The sequence below is a fragment of the Conexibacter stalactiti genome, from assembly GCF_033542075.1.
Lineage (GTDB): Bacteria > Actinomycetota > Thermoleophilia > Solirubrobacterales > Solirubrobacteraceae > Conexibacter > Conexibacter stalactiti.
In genome coordinates this window covers 1-25,056 of the sequence record NZ_JAWSTH010000091.1, presented here as the reverse complement: position 1 = coordinate 25,056, position 25,056 = coordinate 1, and the positions used below count along the sequence as shown (strand labels likewise).

The following is a 25,056-nucleotide window of genomic DNA, read 5'->3' as shown; positions in this document are numbered from 1 at the left end:
CGGCCATCGGCAGCGCGACGGCGCTGTGGTCGTGCGGCACGGTGCCGGCCGCGCGCGCGGCGGCACCGGGCGCGGTGTCACCGTGCGCGGCATCCCCGTGCGCGTGCTCGACGCGCACCCGCGCGCGCTGCGGCGCGAGCGCGACGAGGCTCGACAGCTCGCGGCGGGCGCGGGCGACGGCGCGGCCCTCCAGCCACTCGCCGATCGAGAAGAGGACGACGACCAGCGCCGCCTCCATCCAGGCACCGATCGCGACCGCGCCGAGGCTCGCGACCGTCATCAGGAACTTGATCTCTGGCCGCCGCGTCGTCACGAGCGCGACGACGCCGGCGCGCGCGATCGGCCCGATGCCCACGAGGACCGCGGCCCCGTACAGCCATGCCGCCGGCAGGTCGGTGGTGAGATCGACGACGACCGCGACCAGCAGCAGCGCGGTCGAGATCAGCGTCAGCAGGTCGCCGCGCGAGAGTGCGCGAATCTGCGCAAGCACGCCGCGCTTTTCGTCGACCGCGCCGCGCTCTGCGCCATCTGCGCCGCGAACTCCACCGTCCGCGCCGCGATCTGCGCCGGCCATGAGGCCGCCGCCGAGCGCATCATCGACGACGTGGTAGCCGAGCCGTTCCACCCGCCGCGCGACCGCCGCGCGGTCGAACTGCCCGGGCGCGTGCTCGACCAGCATCCGCCCGCTCGTGAAGCTGACCTCGACGCCGCTGACGCCGTCGAGCCGGCCGACGGCGGCCGAGACGGTGCGGGCGCAGGAGGCGCAGTCCATCCCGTCGACCGCGACGACCGTATGGGCGTAGTCGTGCGCGAGGCGTGAGCGGGCGTCGTCGAGTGCGCGGCGGACGCAGGTGCCGGAGCAGCGCTCGTCGTCCAGCTCCACGACCAGCCGGCCGCCGGCCTCGGCGACGGCGCGCACGCCGTCGTGGTCGCCGAGCGCGCCGCGCAGGCGCTCGGCGCAGTCGCCGCAGCCGGCGGCGCCTCTGTCCAGTTCGAGTTCGACGGTCGTCGCGCTCATACGTTCACAGTGAAGGACATCTGCGCAGATCTCAAGATGTCGGAGAGAACGGCAGATCAGGACTTGTTCTCGTTGGCGAACGGCTCGGCCGCGCCTCGTGCCCGCGCCGCGCCCATCGCGCCCGCAGCCGCCCGCACCGCGCGCCCGCCCCGCCTCACCCGTGAACTTTTGGCCACCACCGGCGTCAACCGCCCAACCCAGGGGAAGGCTCCCCTCCGTGGACGACTCCGAGCTGGACGGACTCGTCGCCTGGTGGGAGGCGGCGAACTACCTGACCGTGGCGCAGATCTACCTGCGCGACAACCCACTGCTGCGCGAGCCGCTGCGCGCCGAGCACATCAAGCCGCGGCTGCTGGGCCACTGGGGCACGTCGCCCGCCCTCAGCCTCGTCTACGCGCAGCTCAACCGCCTTATCCGCCGCACCGACGCGCAGCTGCTCAACGTCACCGGTCCCGGCCACGGCGGACCCGCGATCGTCGCCAACGCCTACCTCGAAGGCAGCTGGTCGGAGGTCTACCCCGAGGTCGGGCGCGACGAGGCCGGGCTGCTGCGGCTCGTGCGGCAGTTCTCCACGCCCGGCGGGATCCCCAGCCACGTCAGCGTGCCGGTGCCGGGCTCGATCCACGAAGGCGGCGAGCTCGGCTACGCGCTCGTGCACGCCTTCGGTGCCGCGTTCGACAACCCCGACCTGATCGTCGCGTGCACCGTCGGCGACGGCGAGGCGGAGACCGGCCCGCTCGAAGGCTCGTGGAAGGGCACGCGCTTCCTCGACCCGCGCCGTGACGGCGCCGTGCTGCCGATCCTCAACCTCAACGAGGCGAAGATCTCCGGCCCGACGGTGCTCGGCCGCGTCCCCGACGAGGACGTCCACGAGCTGCTGCACGCGCACGGCTGGGCGCCGGTCGAGATCGCCGGCGACGACCCGCGCGAGGTGCACGCCCAGTTCGCGCAGGCGCTCGACACCGCCTACGACACGATCCGCGCGATCCAGGCGGAGGCGCGCGCAGGCGCCCACGGTCGCCCCGCCAGCGCCGCCGGCCCACGCTGGCCGGCGCTGATCCTGCGCACGCCGAAGGGCTGGACCGGCCCGAAGGTCGTCGACGGCAAGCAGGTCGAGGGCACCTTCCGCGCCCACCAGGTCCCGCTCGCGAACGTGCGTGACAACCCCGACCACCTCGCGCAGCTGGAAACGTGGATGCGCAGCTACCGGCCGCACGAGCGCTTCGACGAGCACGGGACGCTCGTCCCCGAGCTCGCGCGGCTCGCGCCGACCGGCGACCACCGCCTCGGCTCGACCCCGCACGCCAACGGCGGCCGGCTGCTGAAGGCGCTCGACCTGCCCGACTACGGCGCCTACGCGATCGACGTGCCGGCGCCCGCGACGGTCACAGCGGAGTCGACGCGCAAGCTCGGCGAGCTGCTGCGCGACCTCTTCTCGCGCACCGAGACGAGCCGCGACTTCCGTCTCTTCTGTCCCGACGAGACCAACTCCAACCGGCTCGGCGCCGTCTTCGAGGTCGCCCACCGCGAGCTGGAGCAGGCACGCCCCGACGACGAGGCGGTCGGGCCCGGCGGGCGCGTGATGGAGGTCCTCTCCGAGCACCTCTGTCAGGGCTGGCTGGAGGGCTATCTGCTGACCGGCCGGCACGGCATGTTCGCGACGTACGAGGCGTTCGCGATGGTCTCGGCCTCGATGGCGATCCAGCACACGAAGTGGCTCGAGGCCGCGCGCGGCCTGGAGTGGCGCGCGCCGGTCGCCTCGCTCAACGTGCTGCTGACGTCGACCTGCTGGCGCAACGACCACAACGGCTTCAGCCATCAGGGGCCGGGCCTGATCGACACGATGATCTCGATGAGCGGCGACGTCGTGCGCGTCTACCTGCCGCCGGACGCCAACTGCCTGCTGTCGACCGCCGACCACTGCCTGCGCAGCCGCGACTACGTCAACCTGATCGTGATCGACAAGCAGCCGGAGCTGCAGTACCTGACGCTGGAGCAGGCGAAGGCGCACTGCGCGGCCGGCGCGGGCATCTGGGAGTGGGCCGGCAGCGAGCATCCCGGCGACGAGCCCGACGTCGTGCTCGCCTGCATCGGCGACGTGCCGACACTGGAGACGATCGCCGCCGCGTGGCTGCTGCGCACACACGTGCCGGAGCTGCGCGTGCGCGTCGTCAACGTCGTCGACCTGATGGCGCTGAGCCCGCCGGACGTCCACCCGCACGGCTTCGACCGCGACCGCTTCGTCGCGCTGTTCGGCGAGCAGACCGAGGTCATCACCGCCTTCCACGGCTACGCCCGCGCGCTCCACCAGCTGCTGCACGGCCGCCCCGGCGCGCCGCGCTTCCACGTCCACGGCTTCGCCGAGCAGGGCACGACGACGACGCCGTTCGACATGGTCGTGCTCAACGAGATGAGCCGCTACCACCTCGTGCTCGACGCGCTGCGGCGAACGCGTCGCGTGCCGGCCGGGTCCGACGCGCTGGAGCGCTACTGCGAGACGCAGCTGACGCGCCATCACGCCTACGTGCGCGAGCATCTGGAGGACATGCCCGAAGTGCGTGACTGGGTCTGGACCGAGCCGGCGCCGGCCGCCTGACGCCGCGGTCGCCGTGCGCGTGCTCGTCGTCAACGCCGGCTCCAGCAGCCTCAAGCACGCGCTGCTCGACAGCGACGCGCACGACCCCGACGCGGCGGTGCTCGACACGGGCGAAGAACGCTGGCAGCCCGGCGACTCGCCCGGCCAGCACGCAGAGGCGCTGAAGCGCGCGCTCGCCGAGGGCGCGCATGCCGCAGAAGCGATCGGCCATCGCGTCGTGCACGGCGGCGATCGCTTCGAGGCGCCGGCGCTGGTCGACGACGACGTGCGCGCGGGGATCGCGGAGGCCGCGCGGCTCGCGCCGCTGCACAACCGCGCGGCGCTCGAGGGGATCGACGCCGCCCGCGAGGCGTTCCCGCGATTGCCGCAGGTCGCCTGCTTCGACACCGCCTTCCACCGCACGCTCGATCCCGCCGCGGCGACCTACGCGATCCCCGGCGAGTGGGCCGCCGAGCACGGCATCCGCCGCTTCGGCTTCCACGGTCTCAACGTCTCGTGGTGCGCGGAGCGAGCGCGCGAGCTGCTCGGCTCAGGCGGCGCGCGGCGGCTGGTCGTCTGCCACCTCGGCAGCGGCTGCTCGGTCAGCGCCGTGCGCGACGGCCGCTCGCTCGACACCTCGATGGGCTTCACGCCGCTCGACGGCGTGCCGATGGCGACCCGCTCGGGCGCGCTCGATCCCGGCGTCGTGCTGCACCTGCTCCGCGCCGGCCTCGACGCTGACGCGCTCGACGACGGCCTCAACCACCGCGCCGGTCTGCTCGGCATCGCAGGCTCGGCCGACCTGCGCGAGGTGCTCGCCGCGCGTGACGACGACGGCGACGAGCGAGCCGCGCTGGCGGTCGCCGTGTTCGTGCGCGGGATCGCCGGCAGCGTCGCGGCGATGACGACCTCGCTCGGCGGCCTCGACGCGCTCGTCTTCAGCGCCGGGATCGGCGAGCACTCGGACGTGCTGCGCGCGGAGGTGACGCAGCGGCTGGCGCATCTCGGCGTCGCGCTCGACCCGGCGCGCAACGCGGCGGCGAGCGGCGGTGACGGTCCGGCCGACCGCGAGCTGTCGCCGGAGGGGGCGAGAATCCGCGTCCTGACCCTCCGCGCGCGCGAGGAATACGTCATCGGGCGACAGACAGCCGAGCTGCTCTCCCGCGCGACGCCGTGACCTGGCGCCTGCGCGCGGGAGACGGCGGGGCTGCTGGAGTGAGGCTAGGCCGCCTGCAGCGGCGGGTCGCCGCGCTGGGCGCGCAGCTCGCGGATGCCGCCGCTGAGGAAGACGATCGCCTGGTCGACGAGCGCGAGCGCGGCGTCGCGATGCTTCTCGGGATCGGTGAACTCGCGCTCCTGCTCGTCGTGGACGCGGCCGATCGCGGCGAGCGCGCCGACGGCGGCGGCCGCGGCGAGCTGGGCGGCGACGTCGTCGGGCTCAGTGCCGAGGTCGCGCGCGATCGCGTGCGCGAAGAGCCGCTCCCCCTTGCCCATCTGCTGCCGCTCATAGGCGAGCAGCGCCTCGTCGGCGTCGATCACGCGGCGGCGCATGCGCTCGCGCTCATGCTCGAGCTTCGACGCGTTGGTGTCGAACAACTCGCCGATCCAGAGCCGCAGCGCCTCGGTCGCGAACTGGCCCGCAGGCCGGTCGCGCAGGCGGTCGGCGAGGATGCCGAACATCTCCTCGGTGTGCGGGAAGAGCAGGTCCTCCTTCGCCGGGAAGTACGCCGAGACGGTGCGCGGGGAGACGTCGGCGGCCTCGGCGATCTGCGCGATCGTCGTCGCGCGGAAGCCCTGTCTGTCGAACAGGTCGAGCGCCACCTGGGCGATCGTCTCGTAGGTGCGCAGCTTCTTGCGCTCGCGCAGTCCGGGGCGTTCGGAGGGCGGGATGCAGGCGGGCACGTGCAGCGGCTCGACGGCCGCCAGCGGCTGCTGCTCGCCGTCGCTCTCAGGCGCGCTCATGAGGTCAGCCTAACCGCAAACCGCATGTCATGCACTTCTTCGGACGAAGCAAAGTTGCATCACCTGCAATTTTACACGCTCTGTGATACCGTCCGCCGGCGCTTCTGGCGCGCCCTCCGCCACCGACCCTCTCAGGAGACGGAATGTCGTCCTTCCTCGCACGCATAGCGCGTGCAATGACAACCCACTGGAAGCGCAGCCTCGCCGGCGCGCTGCTCGTGATCGTCGCGCTCGTCTTCCTGTCCAGCACCGCTGAGACGCCCGTCGACGACTTCAAGATCCCGGGGGCCGAGTCGCAGAAGGCGACGGACCTCTTCCGCGATCATGCGCCGTCGCTTGCCGGCGCCGACGCGCAGCTCGTCTTCACCGTCAACGACGGCTCGATCAGCGATCCCGCGCGCAGAGCCGCGATCGAGAGCGCGCTCGCCGACGTCAGAAGACTGAACGGCGTCTCCGAGGTCGGCGACCCGTTCGAGCAGACGTCGAGAGACGGCCGGCTCGCGACGACCGACGTGCGCTGGGACGTCGAGGCGACGGAGCTGGAGAGAGAGGACGCGGAGAAGTTCGAGACGACCGTCCGCGACGCCGCCGAGAGAGACGGCGTCGAGGTGCAGATGCGCGGGCAGGTTCCCGACCTCGCCGCGCAGCAGGACGCGCCGGTCGGCGAGCTGATCGGCGTCGCGATCGCGATCGTGCTGCTGACGCTGCTGTTCCGTTCCGGCGCAGCGATGGCGGCGACCCTGATCGGCGCGCTGATCGGCGTGATGACAGGACAGCTGCTGCTCGCGATCCTCGCCAAGCCGCTCGGCCTGCCCGAGTTCGCGGCGACGATCGCGATAATGCTCGGCCTCGGCGCCGGCATCGACTACTCGCTCCTGATCATCGGCCGTTACCGCGAACAGGTCGCGGCGGGCGATTCGCCCGAGGACGCGTCGGCGAAGTCGGCCGCGACCTCCGGCGCCTCCGTGGTCGCCGCCGGCGTGATCGTGATCGTCGCGCTCGGCGGCCTGCTCGCGATCGGCATCCCGCTGATCGGCGCGCTCGGCATAGCGGCCGCGATCGGTGTGGCGTGCGTCGTCGTCTCGTCGCTGACCGTGCTGCCCGCGATGATCGGCGGGCTCAAGAAGCGGCTCAGACCGAAGAAGCCCGAGCACGTGCTGCCCTCCGCGGCGCTCGCTCGCTGGGGCACGCTGGTCACGAAGCGCCCGTACGTCTCGATCGGCCTCGCCGGCATTCTGATGCTCGCGCTCGCGTTCCCGACGCTCGACATGCGCCTCGGCCAGCCCGACGACGGCAACCAGCCGGCGAAGAACACGCAGCGCAAGGCGTACGACCAGCTCAACGCTGCGTTCGGCGCAGGCTTCAGCGGTCCGCTGTTCGTCACGGTCGAGACGCCGAGAGGTGAGGACGTCAGAGGCGCGCTCACGAGACTCGAGGGCGACCTCAGATCCGATCCCGACATCGAGAGCGTCTCGCCGGCGTCGGCGTCGAGAGACGGCGCGATCTCGACGATCTTCGTGACGCCGAAGACGGCGCCGCAGGACGAGCGCACGACCGCCCTCGTCGACCGGCTGCGCGACAGCACGATCCCGGCCGCCGTCGCGGGGACGTCGCTGAACGTCTACGTCGGCGGGCAGACCGCCAGCTTCCAGGACTTCTCCGCGAAGGTCTCCTCACGGCTGCCGGTGTTCATCGCGATCGTGATCGGCCTGTCGGTGCTGCTGCTGATGGCGGCGTTCCGCTCGCTGTGGATCCCGCTCATCTCGGCGGTCTTCAACCTGCTGTCGGTCGGCGCCGCGTTCGGCGTCACCACGCTCGTCTTTCAGAAGGGCTGGGGCGCGAGCCTGATCGGCGCCGAGTCCGACGTGCCGATCATCTCGTTCTTCCCGGTGATGCTGTTCGCGATCCTGTTCGGGTTGAGCATGGACTACAACGTCTTCCTGCTCTCCCGCGTGCGTGAGGCGTACCAAGGCGGCGACGGACCGCGCGACAGCGTCGTGCACGGCGTCGCGCGAATCGGCAAGGTGATCCTGTTCGCCGGCTTGATCATGGCGTCCGTCTTCCTCGCGTTCGTCCTGACGTCGGACACGATCTCGAAGATGTTCGGCGTCGGCCTCGGCTTCGCGATCCTGCTCGACGTGCTGTTCGTGCGGCTCGTGATCGCACCCGCGGTCGTGACGCTGCTCGGCGACAAGGCATGGTGGATGCCGGCCTGGATGGATCGCATAATCCCGAACATCTCGCTCGACGGCCACGATGTCGGCGTGCAGACCGAAGAAGAGCTGGAAGCCGCGATCAAGCAGCAGACCGGCGAGACGGAGAAGGTCTCCTAGTCCGTCGACAGCTGCGGCGACTCCCGCCCCGTCAGGCCCTGCGCCTGGCGGGGCGGTCGTGTTTCAGGAGCCCTGCCGCTCCTCTGGGCTCGGCTCGCCGATCTGCGCGTAGACCTGCGGCTTGGCCGACTTCAGCCAGGCGCCGACGAGCAGGCCGAGCAGGCCGCCGCCGAACAGGATCGCCGGCAGCACGATCGTCATGTCGTCGGTCGGCGCGTCGATCGCGCTCGTGATCAGCACGTTGAAGTTCGACAGGCCGAGGATCAGGATCACGACCAGCAGCACGCCCGCGACGCCCGGCGCGACGCGCGAGCGCCAGACGCTGACGTCCAGCTCGGAGCGCTTGACGAAGAAGGCGACGACGGCGAACGAGGTCACCGCCATCAGCAGCAGCACGCCGAGCGCGCCGAGGTTGGTCAACCAGGTGAAGAGGTGCAGGACCGGGTCCTTGCCGGCGATCGCGAACCAGCCGACGACGATCAGCGCCAGCGCGCTCTGCGCGATCGAGCCGGCGTACGGCGCGCCGGTGCGGCCGCTGACGCGGGCGAAGACCGACGGGAAGACGCCCTCGCGGCCGAGCGCGAAGAAGTAGCGCGCGACGGCGTTGTGGAAGGCGAGCACGGCGGCGAACAGCGAGGTCGCGAACAGCAGTTGCGCGCTGTCGCCCCAGAAGGCGCCGAGGCGATCGGTGCCGGCGCCTATCAGCACCGTCGTCGGGTCGGGCGCGGCGCCGTCGGGCGTCGTGAAGCCGAGTCTCATCAGCGCCTCGGGGTTGACGATGTTGTCGGGGCCGATCGAGTCGGCCAGCAACCACGAGGAGATCGCGTAGAAGCCGGCGATGATCGCGACGCCGATCAGCGTCGCGCGCGCGACCGTCTTCTTCGGGTCCTTGCACTCCTCCGAGTAGATCGCCGCCGACTCGAAGCCGACGAACGACGCGACGCAGAACGTCAGCGCGGCGCCGAGCGCGGTGCCGGTCGCCGTGCTCGGGTTGAAGCCCTCGAAGGTCAGCCCCTGCGGGCCGGGGTCGGCGAGGATCGCGAAGTCGAAGATCGCCACGACGACGACCTCGAGGATCAGCAGCACCGCCAGCACGCGCGCGTTGAGGTCGACCTGCAGCACGCCGAGCACGGCGACGATCCCGCCGCCGACCAGGCACCACCAGTACCACTCCATCGTGATCCCGACCTTGTCGGCCATGAAGGCGCCGAAGGCGACCCCGAAGAGGCCGTAGATCCCCATCTGCATCGCGTTGTAGGAGACGAGCGCGACGAATGCCGCGCCGACGGCCGGGATTCGGCCGAGACCTCGAGCGACGTACGTGTAGAAGGCGCCTGCATCGGCGACGTAGTGGCTCATCGCGGCGTACCCGACGGCGAAGGTGCCGAGCACCGCCGCGAGCGGGATGAACAGGAACGGGATGCCCATGTTCCCGGTCACCAGGTACGTCGCCGCCTGGCCGCCGGCGACGGCGGTCAGCGGCGCCGAGGCGGCGACGATGAAGAAGACCAGGTCCCACGTGCCCAACGAGCGCCGGTGCAGGCGCCCTCCACCGGGCTGCGCCGGGGTTGCTGCTGACGACGACGTCTCAGCGATCGACATGACTCACCTCTCCTTGTGACGGCGGCGCGCTCAGGCGCCGGCGCCCTCCTCGTTGACCGTCCCGCACCACATCGGGACGAATGCGGCCAGCACGCGGGCGACCTCCGCCAGCGACGAGAGCGAGACGCGCTCGTCGATGCCGTGGATGCGCTCCGCGCGCGGGCCGAAGCAGACGGCTGGGATGCCGTGACGGACGAAGTGCCGCGCGTCCGTCGTCGCGGTCGTCGCCTCCAGGCGCGGTGCCTCTCCATGCACCTGCGCGTAGGCGGCGGACAGCTCCTGCACGACCGGTTCCTCGTGCGCGACGACGGCGCCCTCGCAGGCGAAGCCGTCGTAGCGCACGACCGGCGGATGGTCGCGCAGGTTCGGGTCGGCGGCGGCTGCACGGGCGATCGCGTCCTCCACGCGTCGTCTCGCGGCGGCCGGCGCCTCGCCGGGGTAGAGCCCGAGGCGGCAGGAGAGCGTGCACTCCGCCGCGACGGTCGAGGTCCAGTCGCCACCGGCGACGATCCCCGGGTTGAGATTGATCGGGTGCTCGAAGCCGTCGTAGGGCGGCGGCGGGCTGACGTTCGCCTCCGCCTCCAGCTCGCGCAGCGCGGCGAGCACCGTGTACGCCGCGTCGATCGCGTTGAAGCCGAGCGTCGCGGCGCGCGCCGCGTGCGCGGGGATGCCGCGGATCTCGACGTGGAACCACAGCACGCCGACCTGCGCGACCGTGAAGTGGTCAGGATGGGGCTCGGTGATCACGCAGGCGTCGGCGGTGTGGCCGTCGAGCAGCAGCTGGAGCGCGCCGTTGCCGGTGCACTCCTCCTCCACGACCGACTGCAGCTGCACGTCGCCGGCCAGCTCGACGCCGGCCCTTCGCAGCGCGCGGATCGCGCCGGTCATCGCGACGAGGCCGGCCTTCATGTCGCCGGCGCCGCGGCCGTAGAGCCAGTCGCCGTCGCGGCGGGCGCTGAACGGCGGGCTGCTCCACAGCGCGGCGCTCGCCGGCGGCACCACGTCGACGTGGCCGTTGAGGATCAGGGAGCGGCCGCCGCCACTCCCCTTCCATCTGGCCACCACGTTGCGCTTCCCCTCGACGCTCCACGAGAACGGCGAGTGGCCGGGATCGGCGCGCAGGGCGTCCGCGTCGAGCGGGACCGAGATCGGCTCCAGCCCGCAGTCGGCGAACGCCGCCGCCATGATCGCCTGGCCGGGCTCCTCGTCGCCGAGCGTCGTCGGCGCCTCGACGAGCCGCACGAGCAGCTCCTCCATCCATCCGCGCTCGGCCGCGACGGCGGCGCCGATGTCGGCGTGGGTCAGGCTCACCGCACGCTTCCGTCGAGGATCTGGAGCGTCTTCAGGTCGCTGTAGAAGTCGAGCGCGTAGTCGCCGCCCTCGCGCCCGATCCCGGAGATCCCAACGCCGCCGAACGGCGCCGTCAGATCGCGCACGAGGAAGGTGTTGACCCACACGACGCCGGCGCGGATCGCGCGGCCGATGCGGTCGGCGCGACCCATCGACGACGTGTAGACGATCCCGGACAGGCCGTACTGCGTGCCGTTGGCGAGCGCGATCGCCCCCTCCTCGTCAGCGAACGTCTGCAGCGTCAGCACCGGCCCGAAGACCTCGCGCTGGACGATCTCGCTGTCGTTGGAGCGCGGCTCGATCAACGTCGGCGCGTAGTGCAGGCCACCGGCCCGCTCGCCGCCGAGCACGACCGTGTCGCCGGCCGCGCGCGCCCGCTCGACGAACGCCTCGACGCGCGCGAGGTGGTCGGGGTGGATAAGCGGCGAGATCGTCGTGTCGGACTCGCGCGGGTCGCCGAGCCGGTGCGCGGCGAGGTGCGTGTGGAAGCGCTCCAGGAAGGCGTCGCGGACAGACTCCTGCACGAGCAGCCGCGTGCCCGCGAGGCAGACCTGGCCGGAGTCGTCGTACTGGCCGGCGGCCTTCTTCGCGGCGGCATCGAGGTCGGCGTCGTCGAAGACGATCAGCGGCCCCTTGCCGCCCAGCTCGCCGGTGAACGGGACGAGGTTCTTGGCGGCGCTGACGCCGATCTGGCGGGCGGCGTCGGGCGAGCCGGTGAAGGAGACGCGGCGGATCAGCGGATGCGCGACGAGCGCGGCGCCGGCCTCCTCGCCGATCCCCTGCACGATGTTGAGGACGCCCGCCGGCAGCCCGGCCTCCGACGCCAGCTCGCCCAGCAGCGCACAGGCCAGCGGCGACCACTCGGCCGGCTTCAGCACGACCGTGCAGCCGGCCGCCAGCGCCGGCGCCGTCTTCCACGTCGAGAGCATGAACGGCGCGTTCCACGGCGTGATCACCGCGGCCGGACCGGCCGGCATCCGCTGGACGCGGTTCCAGGTGCCCTTCGAGTGCCAGTCGCGCTCCTCATACTGCGCGGCGAGGTCGGCGTAGGAGCGGTAGTTGAGCGCACCGCGCGCGATCACGCGCAGCCGCAGCGACTCCAGCAGCATCGCCATGTCGGCGCACTCGACGGCGGCGAGGCGGTCGACGTTGGCCTCGATCGCGTCGGCGAGCCGGTGCAGGTGCTGCGCGCGGCCGGCGGGGCCGAGCGCGGCCCAGGCCGGGAAGGCGGCGTCAGCGGCGCGCACCGCGCGGTCGACCTCCTCCGCCCCCGCGCGCGAGACCTGCGCGATGACGGACTGGTCGATCGGCGAGATCACGTCGAAGCGCGTCTCACTGGCGACCCACTCGCCGCCGATGAAGTGGTCGGTCGGGACCTCGACGCCGGCGACCGTCGCCCGCGTCGGCGTGGCGCTGCCCGCCAGCGCGGTCACGACGACGCTCCAGTCGCCGCTGAGGCGGTGAAGTCCGCCACCGATTCGAGGTCGTCGATCGAATAGGCGAAGGTGAAGCGGTAGCCCTTCCCGACTCTGGTCGGCGTGAGGAGCGTGTGCTCCTCGCCGGGCGCGGCGAACAGCTCCAGCTCGGCGTCGCCCTCCCAGACGGTCGAGATAGAGCGGTCGTACGACTTCGCGCGCACCAGCTCGTGCACGGCCGGGTCGTCGTGGCGGCCGGCGGCCAGGCGCGGGAAGAAGCGCGTGTTGACCAGCGGCGCGTCGTTGTGCTGGGCGCCGCTGTCACTCTCGCCGGTCAGCGTGATCCGCCCCTCCGCCAGCCGCCGCCCGCGCGCGGAGGCGGTGCCGCCGAAGCGCGAGCCGGGCGCCAGTCCCGGCGCGGCCGCCGACGGCAGCCCGAAGTCGCGCGTGATCCAGATGTCGCCGAGCTTCTTCGGGAAGCCCTGGATCCAGCCGCGCGCGAGCGCGAAGTCCTGGTCGACCCAGATGAACGGGCAGGTCGTCACGTCCTCGCCGTCGAGCTGGGCGTTGACGACGAGGAAGAACTCCTTGTACTGCGAGCGCGCGGGGTCGACCAGCTCCTCGCCGCCGCTCGTGCACGACTGCCAGTCGACGAACAGCGCCGCGCAGCGGCCGGCGCCGTCGGGGTGCGGCTCCAGCCCCTCGGGCAGCACCGCCGCGACGGCCTCCGGGTCGGCCCAGTAGTCGATCACGAGGAAGTCGCCGACGTAGTGCCACGGCGGTGGCGGGACGAGGTTGGCCTCGCCGCGGGGCGAGCGGGGGAGCGAGTAGCCGTGGAGCGACATGACGGTCCTTACGTGGTGAGCGAGGTCGGAGCAGGGAGCGGCGGCAGCGGCGTGCCGAGCGCTTCGAGCGACTCGCGCTCGGAGGCGACCGCGGCGGCGTCGAAGCGGAAGTAGGAGCGCGGCGGCAGCGGGCCCCAGGTGTTGGAGGAGTAGCGGTCGTCGGGCCACTCGCGCGCGACGTGGTCGTGGCCGAGGATCTCCATGTCGCAGTACAGCTCGACGAAGCACTCCTCCTCGACGATCCGCACGTAGGAGGCGATGTTGCCGCCGACGCCGTGGCGCGTCGGCCCCCAGCCGAGCCAGCGGCCGTGGCGACCAAGGTGGTCGAGCGCGGCGCGCATCTGGCCGATGTCGACGACGTCGAAGGCGAGGTGGTGGAAGTGGCTGTAGCCCTTGTCGACCAGCGCCATCCCGTGGTGGTCGGCGTTGACGTGCAGCCAGGCGCCGCCGTCGCCGAGCCAGTCGGTCATCCCCATCCCGAGCGCGTCGCGGTAGAAGGCGACCTGGTCGTGGATCCGGGCGGTGAGGAAGTTGACGTGGCCGAGCTTGCGCGGATGACCGACCGGCAGCTCACCGGCCGGGCGGGCGAAGGAGGTCAGCCGGCTGGCCGGCTCGCGGTAGGGCAGCAGCTGCAGCGCGTTGCCCTCCAGGTCGGCCAGCAGCAGGCAGTCGCCGCCGGCGTCGTCGCGGCCGCGCTCGCAGGCGACGCCCTGCGCGGCGAGGTGCGCCGCGGCGTCGTCGAGCGTGCAGCCGCGCGCCAGCTCCCAGCCGACGTGGTCCAAACCGGGCCCGTCGTCGGCGGCCGCCAGCAGTTCCAGCGCCACCGGCTCGTCGTCGCACGACAACGCGACGCGCCCACCCGAGCGCGCCCGCTCGGTCAGCCCGAACTGCAGCGCCCAGCGCCGCGCCGCCTCGTCCAGATCCGCGACGCGCAGCGCGACGTGGTCGATCCGGTGCAGCGCGATCATGCCGGCACCACCCGCACCGGCATCCGCTTGATGCCGTTGAAGAAGTTCGAGCGCAGCCGCTGCACCGGGCCGCTCTGCTCGATGCTCGCGACGCGCGGCAGCAGCTCCTCGAAGACGATTCCGATCTCCATCTTCGCGAGGTGGGAGCCGAGGCAGTGGTGGACGCCGCCGGGGCCGAAGGCCATGTGGCGGTTGGGCGTGCGGCCGACGTCGAAGGTCTCCGGATCGTCGAAGACCGACTCGTCGCGGTTGCCGGAGACGAACCAGGTCGTGACCTTGTCGCCGGCCTTGATCGCGGTCCCGTTCAGCTCCGTGTCGACCGCCGCGGTGCGGCGGAAGTGATGGACCGGCGTCGCCCACCGCAGCATCTCGTCGGCCATCGTTCTGAACAGCTCCGGCGACGGCTCGCGCCGCAGCCGCTCGAGCTGCTCGGGGTGGTGCAGCAGCGCGTCGAGGCCGTGCGAGATCGTGTGGCGCGTCGTCTCGTTGCCGGCGGTCGCCAGCAGCACGAAGTAGACGTCGAACTCCTGCTGCGTCAGGTTGGCCTCGACGAGCTGGCTGATGATGTCGTCGCGCGGATCGGCGCGGCGCGCGTCGGCCAGCCGCCGCCCGAAGGCGAACATCTCCAGCGCCGCCGGGGAGGAGAACGGCAGGTGCCGGTGCGAGTCGTCGTCGGGCACGTCGCTGGCGAACTCCGGGTCGGCGTTGCCGAGCAGACGGTCGCCGATCTCGATGATCTCGCGGCGCTCCTCCTGCGGCACGCCGAGGATCTCGGCGAAGACCTGCATCGGCACCTCGGACGAGATCTCTCTGACGAAGTCGAACTCCGGCCCCTGCGCGAAGGCGGCGTCGATCACCTCGTTGGTGACGCGGCGGACCTGCTCGTTCCAGACCTGCACCGCGCGCGGCGTGAAGCGGCGGTTGATCAGCCCGCGCAGCACGTCGTGGCGCGGCGGGTCCATGTCGATCATCGACTTGCGCGACTCGACGTGCTCGGGCTCGAGGTCCTCCAGCGACGTGCCGCCGATCTCCGAGGAGAAGATCTCCGGCTGGCGGTGGACCTCGCGGATGTCGTCGTAGCGGGTGACCGCCCAGAAGCCGGTGCCCTCGGCCTCGGGGTTCCAGTGGACCGGGTCCTCGCGCCGCAGCGTCGCTAACGCCTCGTAGGGGACGCGGTCGACGAACAGGTCGTGGTCGGCGAGGTCGATCTTCTCGAGTGTCGGCATGGCGTTGATCTCCCGGTGTTCAGACGTGGTGCACGTACTCGGCCAGCTCCCAGTCGGAGACGTGGCTCCGGTGGCGCTCGACCTCGAAGCGCTTCATCGCGAGGAAGGTGGCGACGATCGGCTCGCCGAGCGCGGCGCGCAGGACCGTGTCCTGTTCCAGCGCGTCGAGCGACGCCTCCAGCGTGCGCGGCAGCGGCGCGCCGATGACGGCCTCCTCCGCGTGGTAGGCGTCGCCGCTCAGCGGCGCCGGCGGCTCCAGCCGCTCGCGCACGCCGTGCGCGCCGGCCTGCAGCAGCGCCGAGACGGCGAGGTAGGGGTTGGCGGCGCCGTCGCCGACGCGCACCTCGACGCGCGTCGCGCGGCCGCGCTCGGCCGGGATCCGCACGAACGTCGAGCGGTTGTCGTGGCCCCAGTTGGCGTGCGTCGGCGCGAGCGAGTCGGGCACCAGCCGGCGGTAGCTGTTGATCGTCGGGTTCAGCAGCGCCATCAGCGCCGGCGCGTGCGCGAGCACGCCCGCGACGAAGTGACGCAGCGTGTCGGAGACCTCGTCGGCGGCGCCGGGCGCGTCGAAGACGTTGACGCCATCCTGCTCCAGCGACACGTGCACGTGCGTGCCGGAGCCGCCCTGGTCGTTGAACGGCTTGCCCATGAAGGTCGCGACCAGCCCGTTGAGCGCGGCGACGTCCTTGACGGCGGCCTTCAGGCGGAAGGCGTTGTCGGCGGCGGTCAGGGCGTCGGCATGGTGCTGGTTGATCTCGTACTGCGAGTTCATGAACTCGTGGTTGACGGCGAAGGCGCCGAGGCCGATCGAGGCGAGGTCCTCGGTCAGCTTGCGCACGATCCCGCCCGGGTCGACCTGCGGGCCGACCGTGTAGACCATGCTCAGCCGGTCGACGCGGCGTCTGATGCCGCCGGGCGCGTCGGGGTCGAGGTCGCAGAGGAAGAACTCCAGCTCCGGCGCGACGACCGGCGCGAAGCCCAGCTCCTCGAAGACGGCGACGGCGTCGCGCACCGAGCCGCGCGCGTCGGCCGGCGGGGGGCCGCCGTGGACCGGGTGCAGATCGGCGAGGCAGCAGGCGACGCCTGGCTCCCACGGCAGCGACACGAGCGTCGAGAGGTCGGGCTTGGCGACGAGGTCGGGGTAGCCCTCCTCGCCGCCGACGACCGGCGTGTGCGCGAGGTCGGTGCCCATCACCGCGGCGCAGAAGCCGAGACCGGACTCGGCGACGCGGTCGAACTCCTGCACCGGCACGTCCTTGCCGCGCGCGACCCCGTGCAGGTCGGAGTACAGCACCCGCACGGTCGTGATCGGGCCGGTCGTCCCGCGCAGCTCCGGCAGGCCGTTCACGCTTCTCACCTGCGTTGCCATCTCTCTCTCCTGATTCATCAGCGCGCCCGTTCCCAGAACGCGTCGAACAGCTGGAAGGCGGCGCTCACCGCTGCCGCGGCATGGCCGTTGCCGGCGTCGAGCAGCGCCTCGCCGTCGCCGAGCCCGAGGCGGTCGAGCCGCTCCTGGTCGGTGACGGCCCAGTCGCGCACGATCTCGATCGTCGACTCGGGGTGGAACTGGACGCCGAGATGGCGCCCGTGACGGAATGCCTGGGGGCCGCTGGCGCTGCTGGCGAGCGCCGTCGCGTGCGGCGGCGTCGTGAAGCGGCAGTAGTGCCATTGCAGCCAGGGCCCGGCGGGGATCTGCTCGGCGTCCGCGCTCGTGACCTCGTGCCAGCCGACCTCGGGCCGGTCGGCCTGCTCGACGGTGCCGCCGAGCGCGGTCGCGAGCATCTGGCCGCCGAAGCAGAGGCCGAGCACCGGCACGTCGCGCACGACGCAGTCGCGCAGCAGCTCCAGCTCCTGCGCGACCTCCGGCTCGCGCTCGGCGTCGAGCGGGCTGTGCGGCGAGCCGAGCGAGGCGACGAACGCGCGCCCTTCGACAGCCGGCCACGGCCGGCCGAGCCAGGTGCGGTGGATCTCGAACGGGATCGCCCGCTGCCGCAGCCAGTCGGCCAGCAGACCCGGGGGTCCCCAGTCGCCGTGCTGGAGGATCAGGGCGGGCTCGCTCACGAGACGACCTCGGCCGGCGGCATCCCAAGGGATCTCGAATCCGCGGCGACCGCCTCGCGCAGCTCGTCCACGCGCGGCGGGTCGGCGAGCTGGCGGCGGTACCAGGCGAGCCGTCGCACGGCGTTGAAGGCGATCGCGGCGACGACGCGCCCGTCTCGCACGCCGACGGCGACGAGCCGGTCGCCCTCCGGCGACTGCTCGACCAGCTCGACCCGCTCGGCGCGGCCGGGCAGCCCGACCGCCTGGATCTTGACGTCGTACTGGTCGCTCCAGAAGTACGGCGCGGCGGCGTACGGCGTGCGCTCGGCCGGCGGCGCGAGCGCGTTGCGCGCGGCGGCGGCGCCCTGCTCAGCGGCGTTGGTCCAGTGCTCGACACGGATCGTCTCGCCGGCCGCGAGCGGGTGCGGCCACGAGACGACGTCACCGGCGCCGAGCACGTCGGGGTCGTCGAGCGAGGTCAGCGTCGCGTCGCAGACGAGGCCGGGGTCGAGCGTCAGGCCGCTGCCGGCGAGCCACTCGGTGTTGGGGATCGCGCCGAGCGCGACGACGACGACGTCGGCCGCGACCTCGGAGCCGTCCGCGAGCACGACCGCCGCGACGCGGTCGTGCTCGCCGGCCGCGGGGACGCGGTCCGCTGCGCCGCCGGTGCCGGCGGCGCCCCTCCCCCGGAAGCCCTGCACCCCGGTCGCCAGCTTCACCGTCACGCCCTCCTCCCGGTGCATGTCGGCGCAGCGGCCGCCGAGCAGCGGGCCGAGCGGCAGCAGCGGGTGCGGCGCGACGTCGACCAGCGTCACGTCGAGGCCGAGTCTGCGCGCGGTCGAGGCGACCTCGGCGCCGACGAAGCCGGCGCCGACGACCGCGACGCGCGGCGTGCCATCGGTCAGCGCGGCGCGCAGCTTCAACGCGTCGTCGAGGTCGCGCAGCGTGTGCAGCCCGTCCAGCTCGGCGCCCGGTCCGTTCCAGGTGCGCGCGCGACAGCCGGTCGCGACGATGAGGCGGTCGTAGGCGACGCGCTCGCCGTCGGCGAGCACGACCTCGCGAGCGGCGCGGTCGAGCCCGGCGGCGGCGGCGCCGAGCCGCCAGCTGACGTCGACCTCGTCGCTGGGGAAGTCGCACTGCTCGACCGTGTGCGCGCCGGCCAGCAGCTCCTTCGACAGCGGCGGCCGCGTGTACGGCGCGCGCGCCTCGTCGCCGATCACGACGACCTCGTCCGCGTGGCCGGCGGCGCGCAGCGCCTGCGCGGCGCGCAGCCCGGCCAACGACGCTCCGACGACGACGATCCGCATCGCGAAGCCCTCAGCCCTCGAGCTTGATCGCCATCATCGGACAGACCTGAACCGCCTGCTCGACCTCGGCGCGTCTGTCCTCGCCGACCTCCTCGACCCACGTCAGCGAGTCGTCGTCGTGCAGCTCGAAGACGTCCGGCGCGGCGAAGACGCACTCGCCGTGCGCCTGACAGAGGTTCATGTCGACGTGGACCTTCATGCCTTGCTCCTCTCGACCATCCGCTCGGCCTCCTCCTCGGAGACGGCGAGCGCGACGTGCAGCGTGTTCGGCGAGGTCTCCGGCTGGTCGCCGGCCTCGCTCAGATCGACCTCCCACTCGACGACCGTGCTCTCGACGCGGCCGAGCCCGTCGATCTCGACGGCGACGACGTCGCCGACCGCCATCGGGCGCGAGTTGGCCGGCGTGCCGGTCAGGACCACGTCGCCCGGCTCCAGCGTGATCAGCCGCGACAGGTCGGCGAGCTGGTAGGCGACGCCCCAGATCAGGTCCTGCGCCGTCGCGCGCTGCACGACCTCGCCGTTGAGCAGCGTGCGCAGCTCGTAGCTGGTCGGGTCGAAGTCGGCGGCCGGGACGACCGTCGGGGAGAGCGGCAGGAAGCCGTCCTGGCCCTTGACGCGCAGCATCGAGCCGCGGTCGGCGTGGCGGAAGTCGTGCAGGCCGACGTCGTTGGCGACCGCGTAGCCCGCGACGTAATCGAGCGCGTCGTCCTGCGCGACGCCGTGCATCCGTCTGCCGATCACGACGGCCAGCTCGCCCTCGTAGTTGAGGAACTCCGTCCCCGCCGGCCGTCTCAGCTGACCACGATGTCCGTTCAGCGTCGTCGGCGGCTTCATGAAGTACGACGGGTAGGCGGGCGTGCGCGCCGCGTACTCCTCGATCCGGCTGCGGTAGGTGAGGTGGACGGCGATCACCTTCGACGGCTGCACCGGCGCGAGGTAGGTGACCTCGGCCTCGGCCAGGCGCGTGCCGTCGTCGAGCACGACCTGCTCGCCCTCGACCACGCCCCAGCGCGCCGTCTCGCCGTCGGCGATGCGGACTCTTCCCATCTGCGAATTCACCTCTCCTATGCCTGTGCGGCCTGGCGGCCCAGTCCAGCCACCGCCGCGACGCGCTCGATCAGCGCCTGCTCGTGCGGCTGCAGTTGCTGCTGGCCCATGTGCTCCGGGAAGAGCTGGAGGATCGTGTCGCGCACCTCCGTCTCGACGCCGGCCAGTCTCTCCACGATCGCCAGCCCGCAGAACGGCACCAGCTCGGCCGAGTAGCCGCCCTCGTGCGCCATCACGACGCGGCCGTCGCAGAGCCGCGCGGCGGCGTCGAGCAGCAGCTCGGCGAGGCGGCCGTAGCCCTTCGGCGAGACCATCATCCGCCCGAGCGGGTCCATCGCGCTCGCATCCAGGCCGGAGGCGACGAGGATCAATTCAGGTTGGAACCGTTCGAGCGCCGGGATCACGAGCTGCTCGAAGGCGGCCTCGTAGGCGCCGTCGCCGGAGCCGGGCGGCAGCGGCACGTTGAGGTTGAAGCCCTCCCCCGCGCCCTCGCCGGTCTCCTCCAGCGGCCCCGACTCGGGCGGGAAGCAGCTGTCCTGGTGCAGCGAGATCGTCAGCACGTTGGGGTCGTCGTAGAAGCCGGCCTGCGTGCCGTTGCCGTGGTGGACGTCCCAGTCGACGATCGCGACCCGCCGCAGGCCGCGCACGACGCGCGCGTGGTGCGCGGCGATCGCGACGTTGCCGAAGATGCAGAAGCCCATCGCGGCGTCGGGCAGCGCGTGGTGGCCGCAGGGGCGCACGAGCGCGTAGGCGTTGTCGACGGTGCCGTCGAGGACGGCGTCGACCGCCTCGATCACGCCGCCGGCCGACAGCAGCGCGACCTCGTAGGTGCCCTTGCCGATCACGGTCGTGCCGTCGACGCCCTCGCCGCCGGCGCCGGCCGACAGCTCGCGCACGTGCTCGACGTACGCCGCCGTGTGAAAGCGCGTCAGCTCCTCGACGGTCGCCGCGCGCGGCGCGATCGGGACGAGCTGGTCGAGCAGGCCGGAGACGTCGAGCAGGTTGCGGAAGCGGCGCTTCGTGTCCGAGTTCTCCGTGTGGCGGATGTCGGGCTCCATCCACCCGGAGGCGTCCGACAGGAACGGCCCGCTCGCGCGGCCGGTGTTGTGCCACATGTAGCGCTCGTGCCACACGAATCCGGTCTGCATCACCACTCACTCTCCGTCGTGGCCGGCGGCGCTCTCCAACACCGCTCGGCCTCTGATGCAGGCATGGTGCGCTCAACGGTTCACGGTCACAACATGGTTTTGCGATGGACTGATCGCGGCATGCGATGATCGTTGTGTGGACTTGCGTCAGCTGCGTTATTTCGTCGCCGTCGCGGAGGAGTTGCACTTCACGCGCGCCGCGTCACGGCTCCATCTCGCCCAGTCGGCGTTGAGCGCCCAGATCGTCGCGCTGGAGCGCGAGGTCGGCGCGCCGCTGTTCACGCGCGCCAACCGCCGCGTCGAGCTGACGCGCGTCGGCACCGCGCTGCTGCCGCGGGCGCGCGAGCTGCTGGAGAGCGCCGACCGCGTGCTCGCCGAGACGCGCGCGCTCGCCGCCCGCGAAGCCGAGACGCTGTCGGTCGGCTGCATGGGCGCCGTCCCCGGCGAGCTGCTGAGCGTCGTCGTCGACGAGCTGAAGAACGAGCGCCCGAGCGCGCAGATCGAGGTCCACGCGTTCGACTTCGCGACGATCAGCGAGAGCCTCGCGCAGGCGCGCGCCGACGTCGCCTTCATCTACATGCCCTACGACGAGGCGGAGCTGGCCGAGCTCGAGGTCGTGCCGCTCGTCGAGGAGCAGCGCAACGTCGTGATGGCCAGCTCGCACCCGCTCGCCAACCGCGCCGAGCTGACGCCCGAGGACCTCGCCGGGGAGACCTTCATCAGCCACTCCGCCGCCGTCTCGCAGACGTGGAGGGACTTCTGGCTGCTGACCGAGGAGCTGGGCCACCGGCCGGAGGTCAACGCGCGCACCGCGGACACGCTGGAGGAGTGGCTGCACCTGATCGCGCAGGGGCAGGGGATCGACACGGCGCCGACGCTGATCAGCCGCTACTACCCGTGGCCGGGGATCAGATTCGTGCCGCTGGTCGAGGCGCGCTTCGCGACGCTCGCGGTCGTGCGCCGCCGCGACGCGACCGAGCCGCTCGTCGACGCCTTCGTGCGCACCGCCCAGCGTGTCAGCCAACGTGAGCTGCACGCCCATACCGGCGAGGGGTCCGCGCAGCTGAGTTAGGATGCCCTGACGACTTCGCAAAGCGCCGAGTTTCGGGGGTGTGCTGTGGATGGTGCCGTGACGGGCCCCGTGGCCGGGCCCACCGAGGACGACGTCCAGCCGGTCGAGAACGAGACGCGTGACCGCATCATCACCGGCCTCGTCACGATCGTCCCGGTGCTCGCGCTCGGCCTCGTCGGCTGGCAGCTGTGGGCGGTCGCGCTCGGCTGGAGCGACCTCGCCGTGCTGGCGATCATGTACGTCGCCACCGGTCTCGGCATCACCGTCGGCTTCCACCGCCTCTTCACGCACCGCTCGTTCAAGACCTCGCCGGCCGTTCGCGGCGTCTTCGCCGCGCTCGGCTCGATCGCGATCGAGGGGCCGGTCATCTCGTGGGTCGCCGACCATCGCAAGCACCACGCCTTCTCCGACCAGTACGGCGATCCGCACAGCCCGCACGTCGAGCACGGTCACGGCTGGAGAGGGGCGCTGCGCGGTCTGGCGCACGCGCACGTCGGCTGGCTGTTCGTCCACACCCACCGCGGCAACAAGAGACGGTACGCGCCCGACCTGATGAGAGATCCGGTCGTCGCGTGGGTCGACCGCACCTTCATCTTCTGGGCGATAGGCGGCTTCCTGATCGCCTTCGCGCTCGGCTTCCTGCTCGGCGGCCTGTCGTGGCAGGCCGGCCTCACCGGGATGCTGTGGGGCGGGCTGGTGCGGACGCTGCTGCTGCACCACGCGACCTACTCGATCAACTCGCTCTGCCACTTCTTCGGCCGCAAGCCGTTCGAGACCGGCGACGAGTCGCGCAACGTCGCGTGGCTGGCGCCGTTCACCTTCGGCGAGGCGTGGCACAACGCCCACCACGCCTTCCCCACCTCGGCGCGCCACGGCGTCGACCGCTTCCAGCTCGACCTCTCGGCCGCCGTCATCACGCTGCTGGAGAAGACCGGCCTCGCATGGGACGTCGTCCGCGTCGACCCACCGAAGCTCGACGCCAAGCGCGTCCAGGTATCCTCGCTCGAGTGAGCATCACCCGCCGCCAAGAAGAACTGCGCGACCAGCGCATCGCCCATGTCATCCCGCTGGCGACGCCGGCGCTGATGCTCCACCAGCAGCCGTTGTCGGACAGACAGGCCGACGTCGTGCTGGCCGGCCGCGCCGACGTCACGCGCGTGCTCGACCGCAGCGACGACCGCCTGCTCGTCGTCGTCGGGCCGTGCAGCGTGCACGACCCGGAGGCGGCGCTCGACTACGCCAGACGGCTCGCCGAGCGCGCGACGGAGCTGAGAGGCGACCTGCTCGTCGCGATGCGCGTCTACTTCGAGAAGCCGCGCACGACGACCGGCTGGAAGGGTCTGATCAACGACCCGCACCTCGACGGCTCCAACGACGTCAACACCGGCCTGAGACTGGCGCGCGGCCTGCTGCTGCAGGTGCTGGAGCTGGGGCTGCCGGTCGGCTGCGAGTTCCTCGACCCGATCATCCCGCAGTACATCGCCGACACGGTCGCGTGGGGCGCGATCGGCGCGCGCACGACCGAGAGCCAGACGCACCGCCAGCTCGCCTCGGGCCTGTCGATGCCGATCGGCTTCAAGAACCGCACCGACGGCGACGTCGGCGTTGCGGTCGACGCCGTCCGCGCGGCAGCCGCGCCGCACACCTTCGCCGGCGTCGAGGAGTCGGGCATGCCGGCCGTCTTCACGACGCGCGGCAACCCGGACGGTCACATCATCCTGCGCGGTGGCCGCGGCGTGCCGAACTACGACCAGGACTCGGTCGCCGACGCGCTGTCGCGGATGGCCGCCGCCAGCCTCGCCGAGCGCGTGATCGTCGACGCCTCGCACGACAACAGCGCCAAGGACCACGAGCGCCAGCCGCTCGTCGCGCGCGCGATCGGCGACCAGGTCGCGGCGGGCAACCGCGCGATCGTCGGCGTGATGCTGGAGTCGTTCCTGCTGGCCGGCAACCAGAGCGTCAGCAACGGCCGCGACGGCCTCACCTACGGACAGTCGATCACGGACAAGTGCATCGACTGGGAGACGACGGTCGACGTGCTCGACGGGCTCGCCGCCGCGGTGCGAGCCCGGCGTGGCGGCGCCTGAGGCGTCCCGCGAGGCCGGCGCGCCCGCGCGCGACGCGCCGCCCGCCCCCACCCGCCTGCTGACCGCCTCGCTCGCGCACGATCCCGTGCTCGACGTCGCGCTCGGCTCGGCGCTGCTGGAGACGGCCGCGCTCGCGGCGGCGCCGGCCTTCCGCCTCGGCCGCCCGGCGCCGACGGTCTCCTTCGGCCGGCTCGACCGCATCCTGCCCGGCTTCGCCGCCGCCGCGCAGGCCGCGCGCGACCACGGCTTCGCGCCGACGCTGCGGGTCGGCGGCGGCCGTGCCGCCGCGATCCACGAGGGGGCGATCTCGTTCGGGATCGCCGCGCCGGCCGATCCCGAGTCGACAACCTCCGCGCGCTTCGAATGGCTCGCCGAGCTGGTCCGCGGCGCGCTCGCGCGCGTCGGCGTCGTCGTCGAGCGCGGCCAGCTGCCGGACGAGTACTGCCCCGGCGACTGGAGCCTGCACGCGGGCGGGATCAAGCTGTCGGGCCTCTCGCAGCGCGTGCGCAGGGACGCGACGTGGACCGAGGGCCTGTTGATCGTCAGCGACGGCGCGCGCGCACGCGCGGTGCTCGAAGCGGTCCACGCCGAGCTGGGCCTGCCGCTGGACCCCGCGACCGTCGGCGCCGTCGAGGACCTCGTCCCGGGCGTGAACGTCGAGGCGGTCGCGCAGGCGCTGCGCAACGAACTGGCGTCGCGCGGCCCCGTCGCCGACGTCGCGCTCGACGCTCCCACGCTCGCCGCCGCTCAGCGTCTGCGCGAGCGGCACGCGGTCGACTGAGCGCGCTGCGCCCGGCGACCGCACCATAAACTTGACCTCACCGGTCGGTTTACTGCATAGTCGCCCTGGAAAGGGGAACTTCATGCACCGACGGGGAAACGACGAAGCCGACTACGACGCCGATCGCGCGGAGCAGCTCGCGCATCGGCTGCAGCGCGAGCACGGGCTCTCGCGCCGCCAGCTGTTCCAGGTCGCCGCGGCGGGGGCGCCGCTGCTGCTGCTCGGGCGCGGCGCGCTCGCGACACCGGCCGCCCGCGCGCAGGCCGCGGCCGCGCCGCCG

Annotated in this window: 22 protein-coding genes; 8 read left to right on the top strand and 14 right to left on the bottom strand. The window is 72.4% G+C overall.

Annotated features, from left to right (window positions below):
• Positions 1-1,018, bottom strand: a 1,018-nt coding sequence (locus R7226_RS24470; RefSeq protein ID WP_318599990.1) for a cation transporter, incomplete at its 3' end; no start/stop codon positions are given.
• A 217-nt stretch (positions 1,019-1,235) separates the two neighbouring features.
• On the opposite strand from R7226_RS24470, the gene R7226_RS24465 reads away from it, so the two are divergent.
• Together R7226_RS24465 and R7226_RS24460 are read left to right on the top strand one after the other, a co-directional pair.
• Positions 1,236-3,614 carry a phosphoketolase family protein gene (locus tag R7226_RS24465; RefSeq protein ID WP_318599989.1) on the top strand — a complete coding sequence of 793 codons (2,379 nt, stop codon included), beginning with the start codon at positions 1,236-1,238 and terminating at the stop codon, positions 3,612-3,614.
• The gene (locus tag R7226_RS24460) at positions 3,577-4,770 is read left to right on the top strand and encodes an acetate/propionate family kinase (RefSeq protein WP_318599988.1); all 1,194 of its coding nucleotides are present in this window, start codon (positions 3,577-3,579) and stop codon (positions 4,768-4,770) included. Before R7226_RS24465 ends, R7226_RS24460 begins: the two co-directional genes overlap by 38 nt.
• Before the next feature lie 44 nt (positions 4,771-4,814).
• On the opposite strand, the gene R7226_RS24455 is transcribed toward R7226_RS24460, so the two are convergent.
• Entirely contained in the window at positions 4,815-5,555 is a 741-nt protein-coding gene (locus tag R7226_RS24455; RefSeq protein ID WP_318599987.1) for a TetR/AcrR family transcriptional regulator, read from the bottom strand.
• A 176-nt stretch (positions 5,556-5,731) separates the two neighbouring features.
• Here R7226_RS24455 and R7226_RS24450 point away from each other — a divergent pair, with 176 nt between their 5' ends.
• Complete coding sequence (locus R7226_RS24450; protein ID WP_318599986.1) at positions 5,732-7,888, top strand: MMPL family transporter; 2,157 nt, start codon at positions 5,732-5,734, stop codon at positions 7,886-7,888.
• A gap of 63 nt (positions 7,889-7,951) precedes the next feature.
• Here R7226_RS24450 and R7226_RS24445 read toward each other — a convergent pair whose 3' ends face one another.
• From R7226_RS24445 to R7226_RS24390, 12 genes are read right to left on the bottom strand one after another with little or no spacing between them, the layout of a single operon-like run.
• Complete coding sequence (locus tag R7226_RS24445) at positions 7,952-9,490, bottom strand: APC family permease (RefSeq protein WP_318599985.1); 1,539 nt, start codon at positions 9,488-9,490, stop codon at positions 7,952-7,954.
• 30 nt (positions 9,491-9,520) lie between these two features.
• On the bottom strand, positions 9,521-10,801 hold the full coding sequence (locus R7226_RS24440; RefSeq protein WP_318599984.1) for an ArgE/DapE family deacylase: 1,281 nt from the start codon (positions 10,799-10,801) through the stop codon (positions 9,521-9,523).
• Positions 10,798-12,273: an aldehyde dehydrogenase gene (locus R7226_RS24435; protein ID WP_318599983.1), complete on the bottom strand. Its 1,476-nt coding sequence runs from the start codon at positions 12,271-12,273 to the stop codon at positions 10,798-10,800. The genes R7226_RS24440 and R7226_RS24435 overlap by 4 nt, the downstream gene beginning before the upstream one ends.
• Entirely contained in the window at positions 12,270-13,100 is an 831-nt protein-coding gene (locus R7226_RS24430) for an acetoacetate decarboxylase family protein (RefSeq protein WP_318599982.1), read from the bottom strand. Before R7226_RS24430 ends, R7226_RS24435 begins: the two co-directional genes overlap by 4 nt.
• A gap of 8 nt (positions 13,101-13,108) precedes the next feature.
• Complete coding sequence (locus R7226_RS24425) at positions 13,109-14,068, bottom strand: VOC family protein (protein ID WP_318599980.1); 960 nt, start codon at positions 14,066-14,068, stop codon at positions 13,109-13,111.
• Positions 14,065-15,294: a cytochrome P450 gene (locus R7226_RS24420; RefSeq protein WP_318599979.1), complete on the bottom strand. Its 1,230-nt coding sequence runs from the start codon at positions 15,292-15,294 to the stop codon at positions 14,065-14,067. Before R7226_RS24420 ends, R7226_RS24425 begins: the two co-directional genes overlap by 4 nt.
• 19 nt (positions 15,295-15,313) lie before the next feature.
• Positions 15,314-16,663 carry a glutamine synthetase family protein gene (locus R7226_RS24415; RefSeq protein WP_318599978.1) on the bottom strand — a complete coding sequence of 450 codons (1,350 nt, stop codon included), beginning with the start codon at positions 16,661-16,663 and terminating at the stop codon, positions 15,314-15,316.
• Positions 16,664-16,680: 17 nt separating this feature from the next.
• Positions 16,681-17,355: a type 1 glutamine amidotransferase gene (locus R7226_RS24410; RefSeq protein WP_318599977.1), complete on the bottom strand. Its 675-nt coding sequence runs from the start codon at positions 17,353-17,355 to the stop codon at positions 16,681-16,683.
• Positions 17,352-18,641 (bottom strand): NAD(P)/FAD-dependent oxidoreductase, encoded by a 1,290-nt coding sequence (locus R7226_RS24405; RefSeq protein ID WP_318599976.1) that lies wholly within the window; start codon positions 18,639-18,641, stop codon positions 17,352-17,354. The genes R7226_RS24410 and R7226_RS24405 overlap by 4 nt, the downstream gene beginning before the upstream one ends.
• A gap of 10 nt (positions 18,642-18,651) precedes the next feature.
• A complete protein-coding gene (locus R7226_RS24400) occupies positions 18,652-18,840 on the bottom strand; it encodes a ferredoxin (protein ID WP_318599975.1) in 189 nt (62 codons plus the stop codon).
• On the bottom strand, positions 18,837-19,688 hold the full coding sequence (locus R7226_RS24395) for a fumarylacetoacetate hydrolase family protein (protein ID WP_318599974.1): 852 nt from the start codon (positions 19,686-19,688) through the stop codon (positions 18,837-18,839). Before R7226_RS24395 ends, R7226_RS24400 begins: the two co-directional genes overlap by 4 nt.
• A 17-nt stretch (positions 19,689-19,705) precedes the next feature.
• Positions 19,706-20,836 carry a class II histone deacetylase gene (locus R7226_RS24390; protein ID WP_318599973.1) on the bottom strand — a complete coding sequence of 377 codons (1,131 nt, stop codon included), beginning with the start codon at positions 20,834-20,836 and terminating at the stop codon, positions 19,706-19,708.
• 136 nt (positions 20,837-20,972) lie between these two features.
• Here R7226_RS24390 and R7226_RS24385 point away from each other — a divergent pair, with 136 nt between their 5' ends.
• From R7226_RS24385 to R7226_RS24365, 5 genes are all read left to right on the top strand, one after another.
• Positions 20,973-21,908 (top strand): LysR family transcriptional regulator, encoded by a 936-nt coding sequence (locus tag R7226_RS24385; protein WP_318599972.1) that lies wholly within the window; start codon positions 20,973-20,975, stop codon positions 21,906-21,908.
• A 57-nt stretch (positions 21,909-21,965) separates the two neighbouring features.
• Positions 21,966-22,919 (top strand): acyl-CoA desaturase, encoded by a 954-nt coding sequence (locus R7226_RS24380; protein ID WP_318599971.1) that lies wholly within the window; start codon positions 21,966-21,968, stop codon positions 22,917-22,919.
• Positions 22,916-23,995: a 3-deoxy-7-phosphoheptulonate synthase gene (locus R7226_RS24375; protein ID WP_318599970.1), complete on the top strand. Its 1,080-nt coding sequence runs from the start codon at positions 22,916-22,918 to the stop codon at positions 23,993-23,995. The genes R7226_RS24380 and R7226_RS24375 overlap by 4 nt, the downstream gene beginning before the upstream one ends.
• A complete protein-coding gene (locus R7226_RS24370; RefSeq protein ID WP_318599969.1) occupies positions 23,982-24,776 on the top strand; it encodes a lipoate--protein ligase family protein in 795 nt (264 codons plus the stop codon). The genes R7226_RS24375 and R7226_RS24370 overlap by 14 nt, the downstream gene beginning before the upstream one ends.
• Before the next feature lie 82 nt (positions 24,777-24,858).
• Positions 24,859-25,056: hypothetical protein (locus R7226_RS24365; RefSeq protein WP_318599968.1), on the top strand; the 198-nt coding region annotated here is incomplete at its 3' end.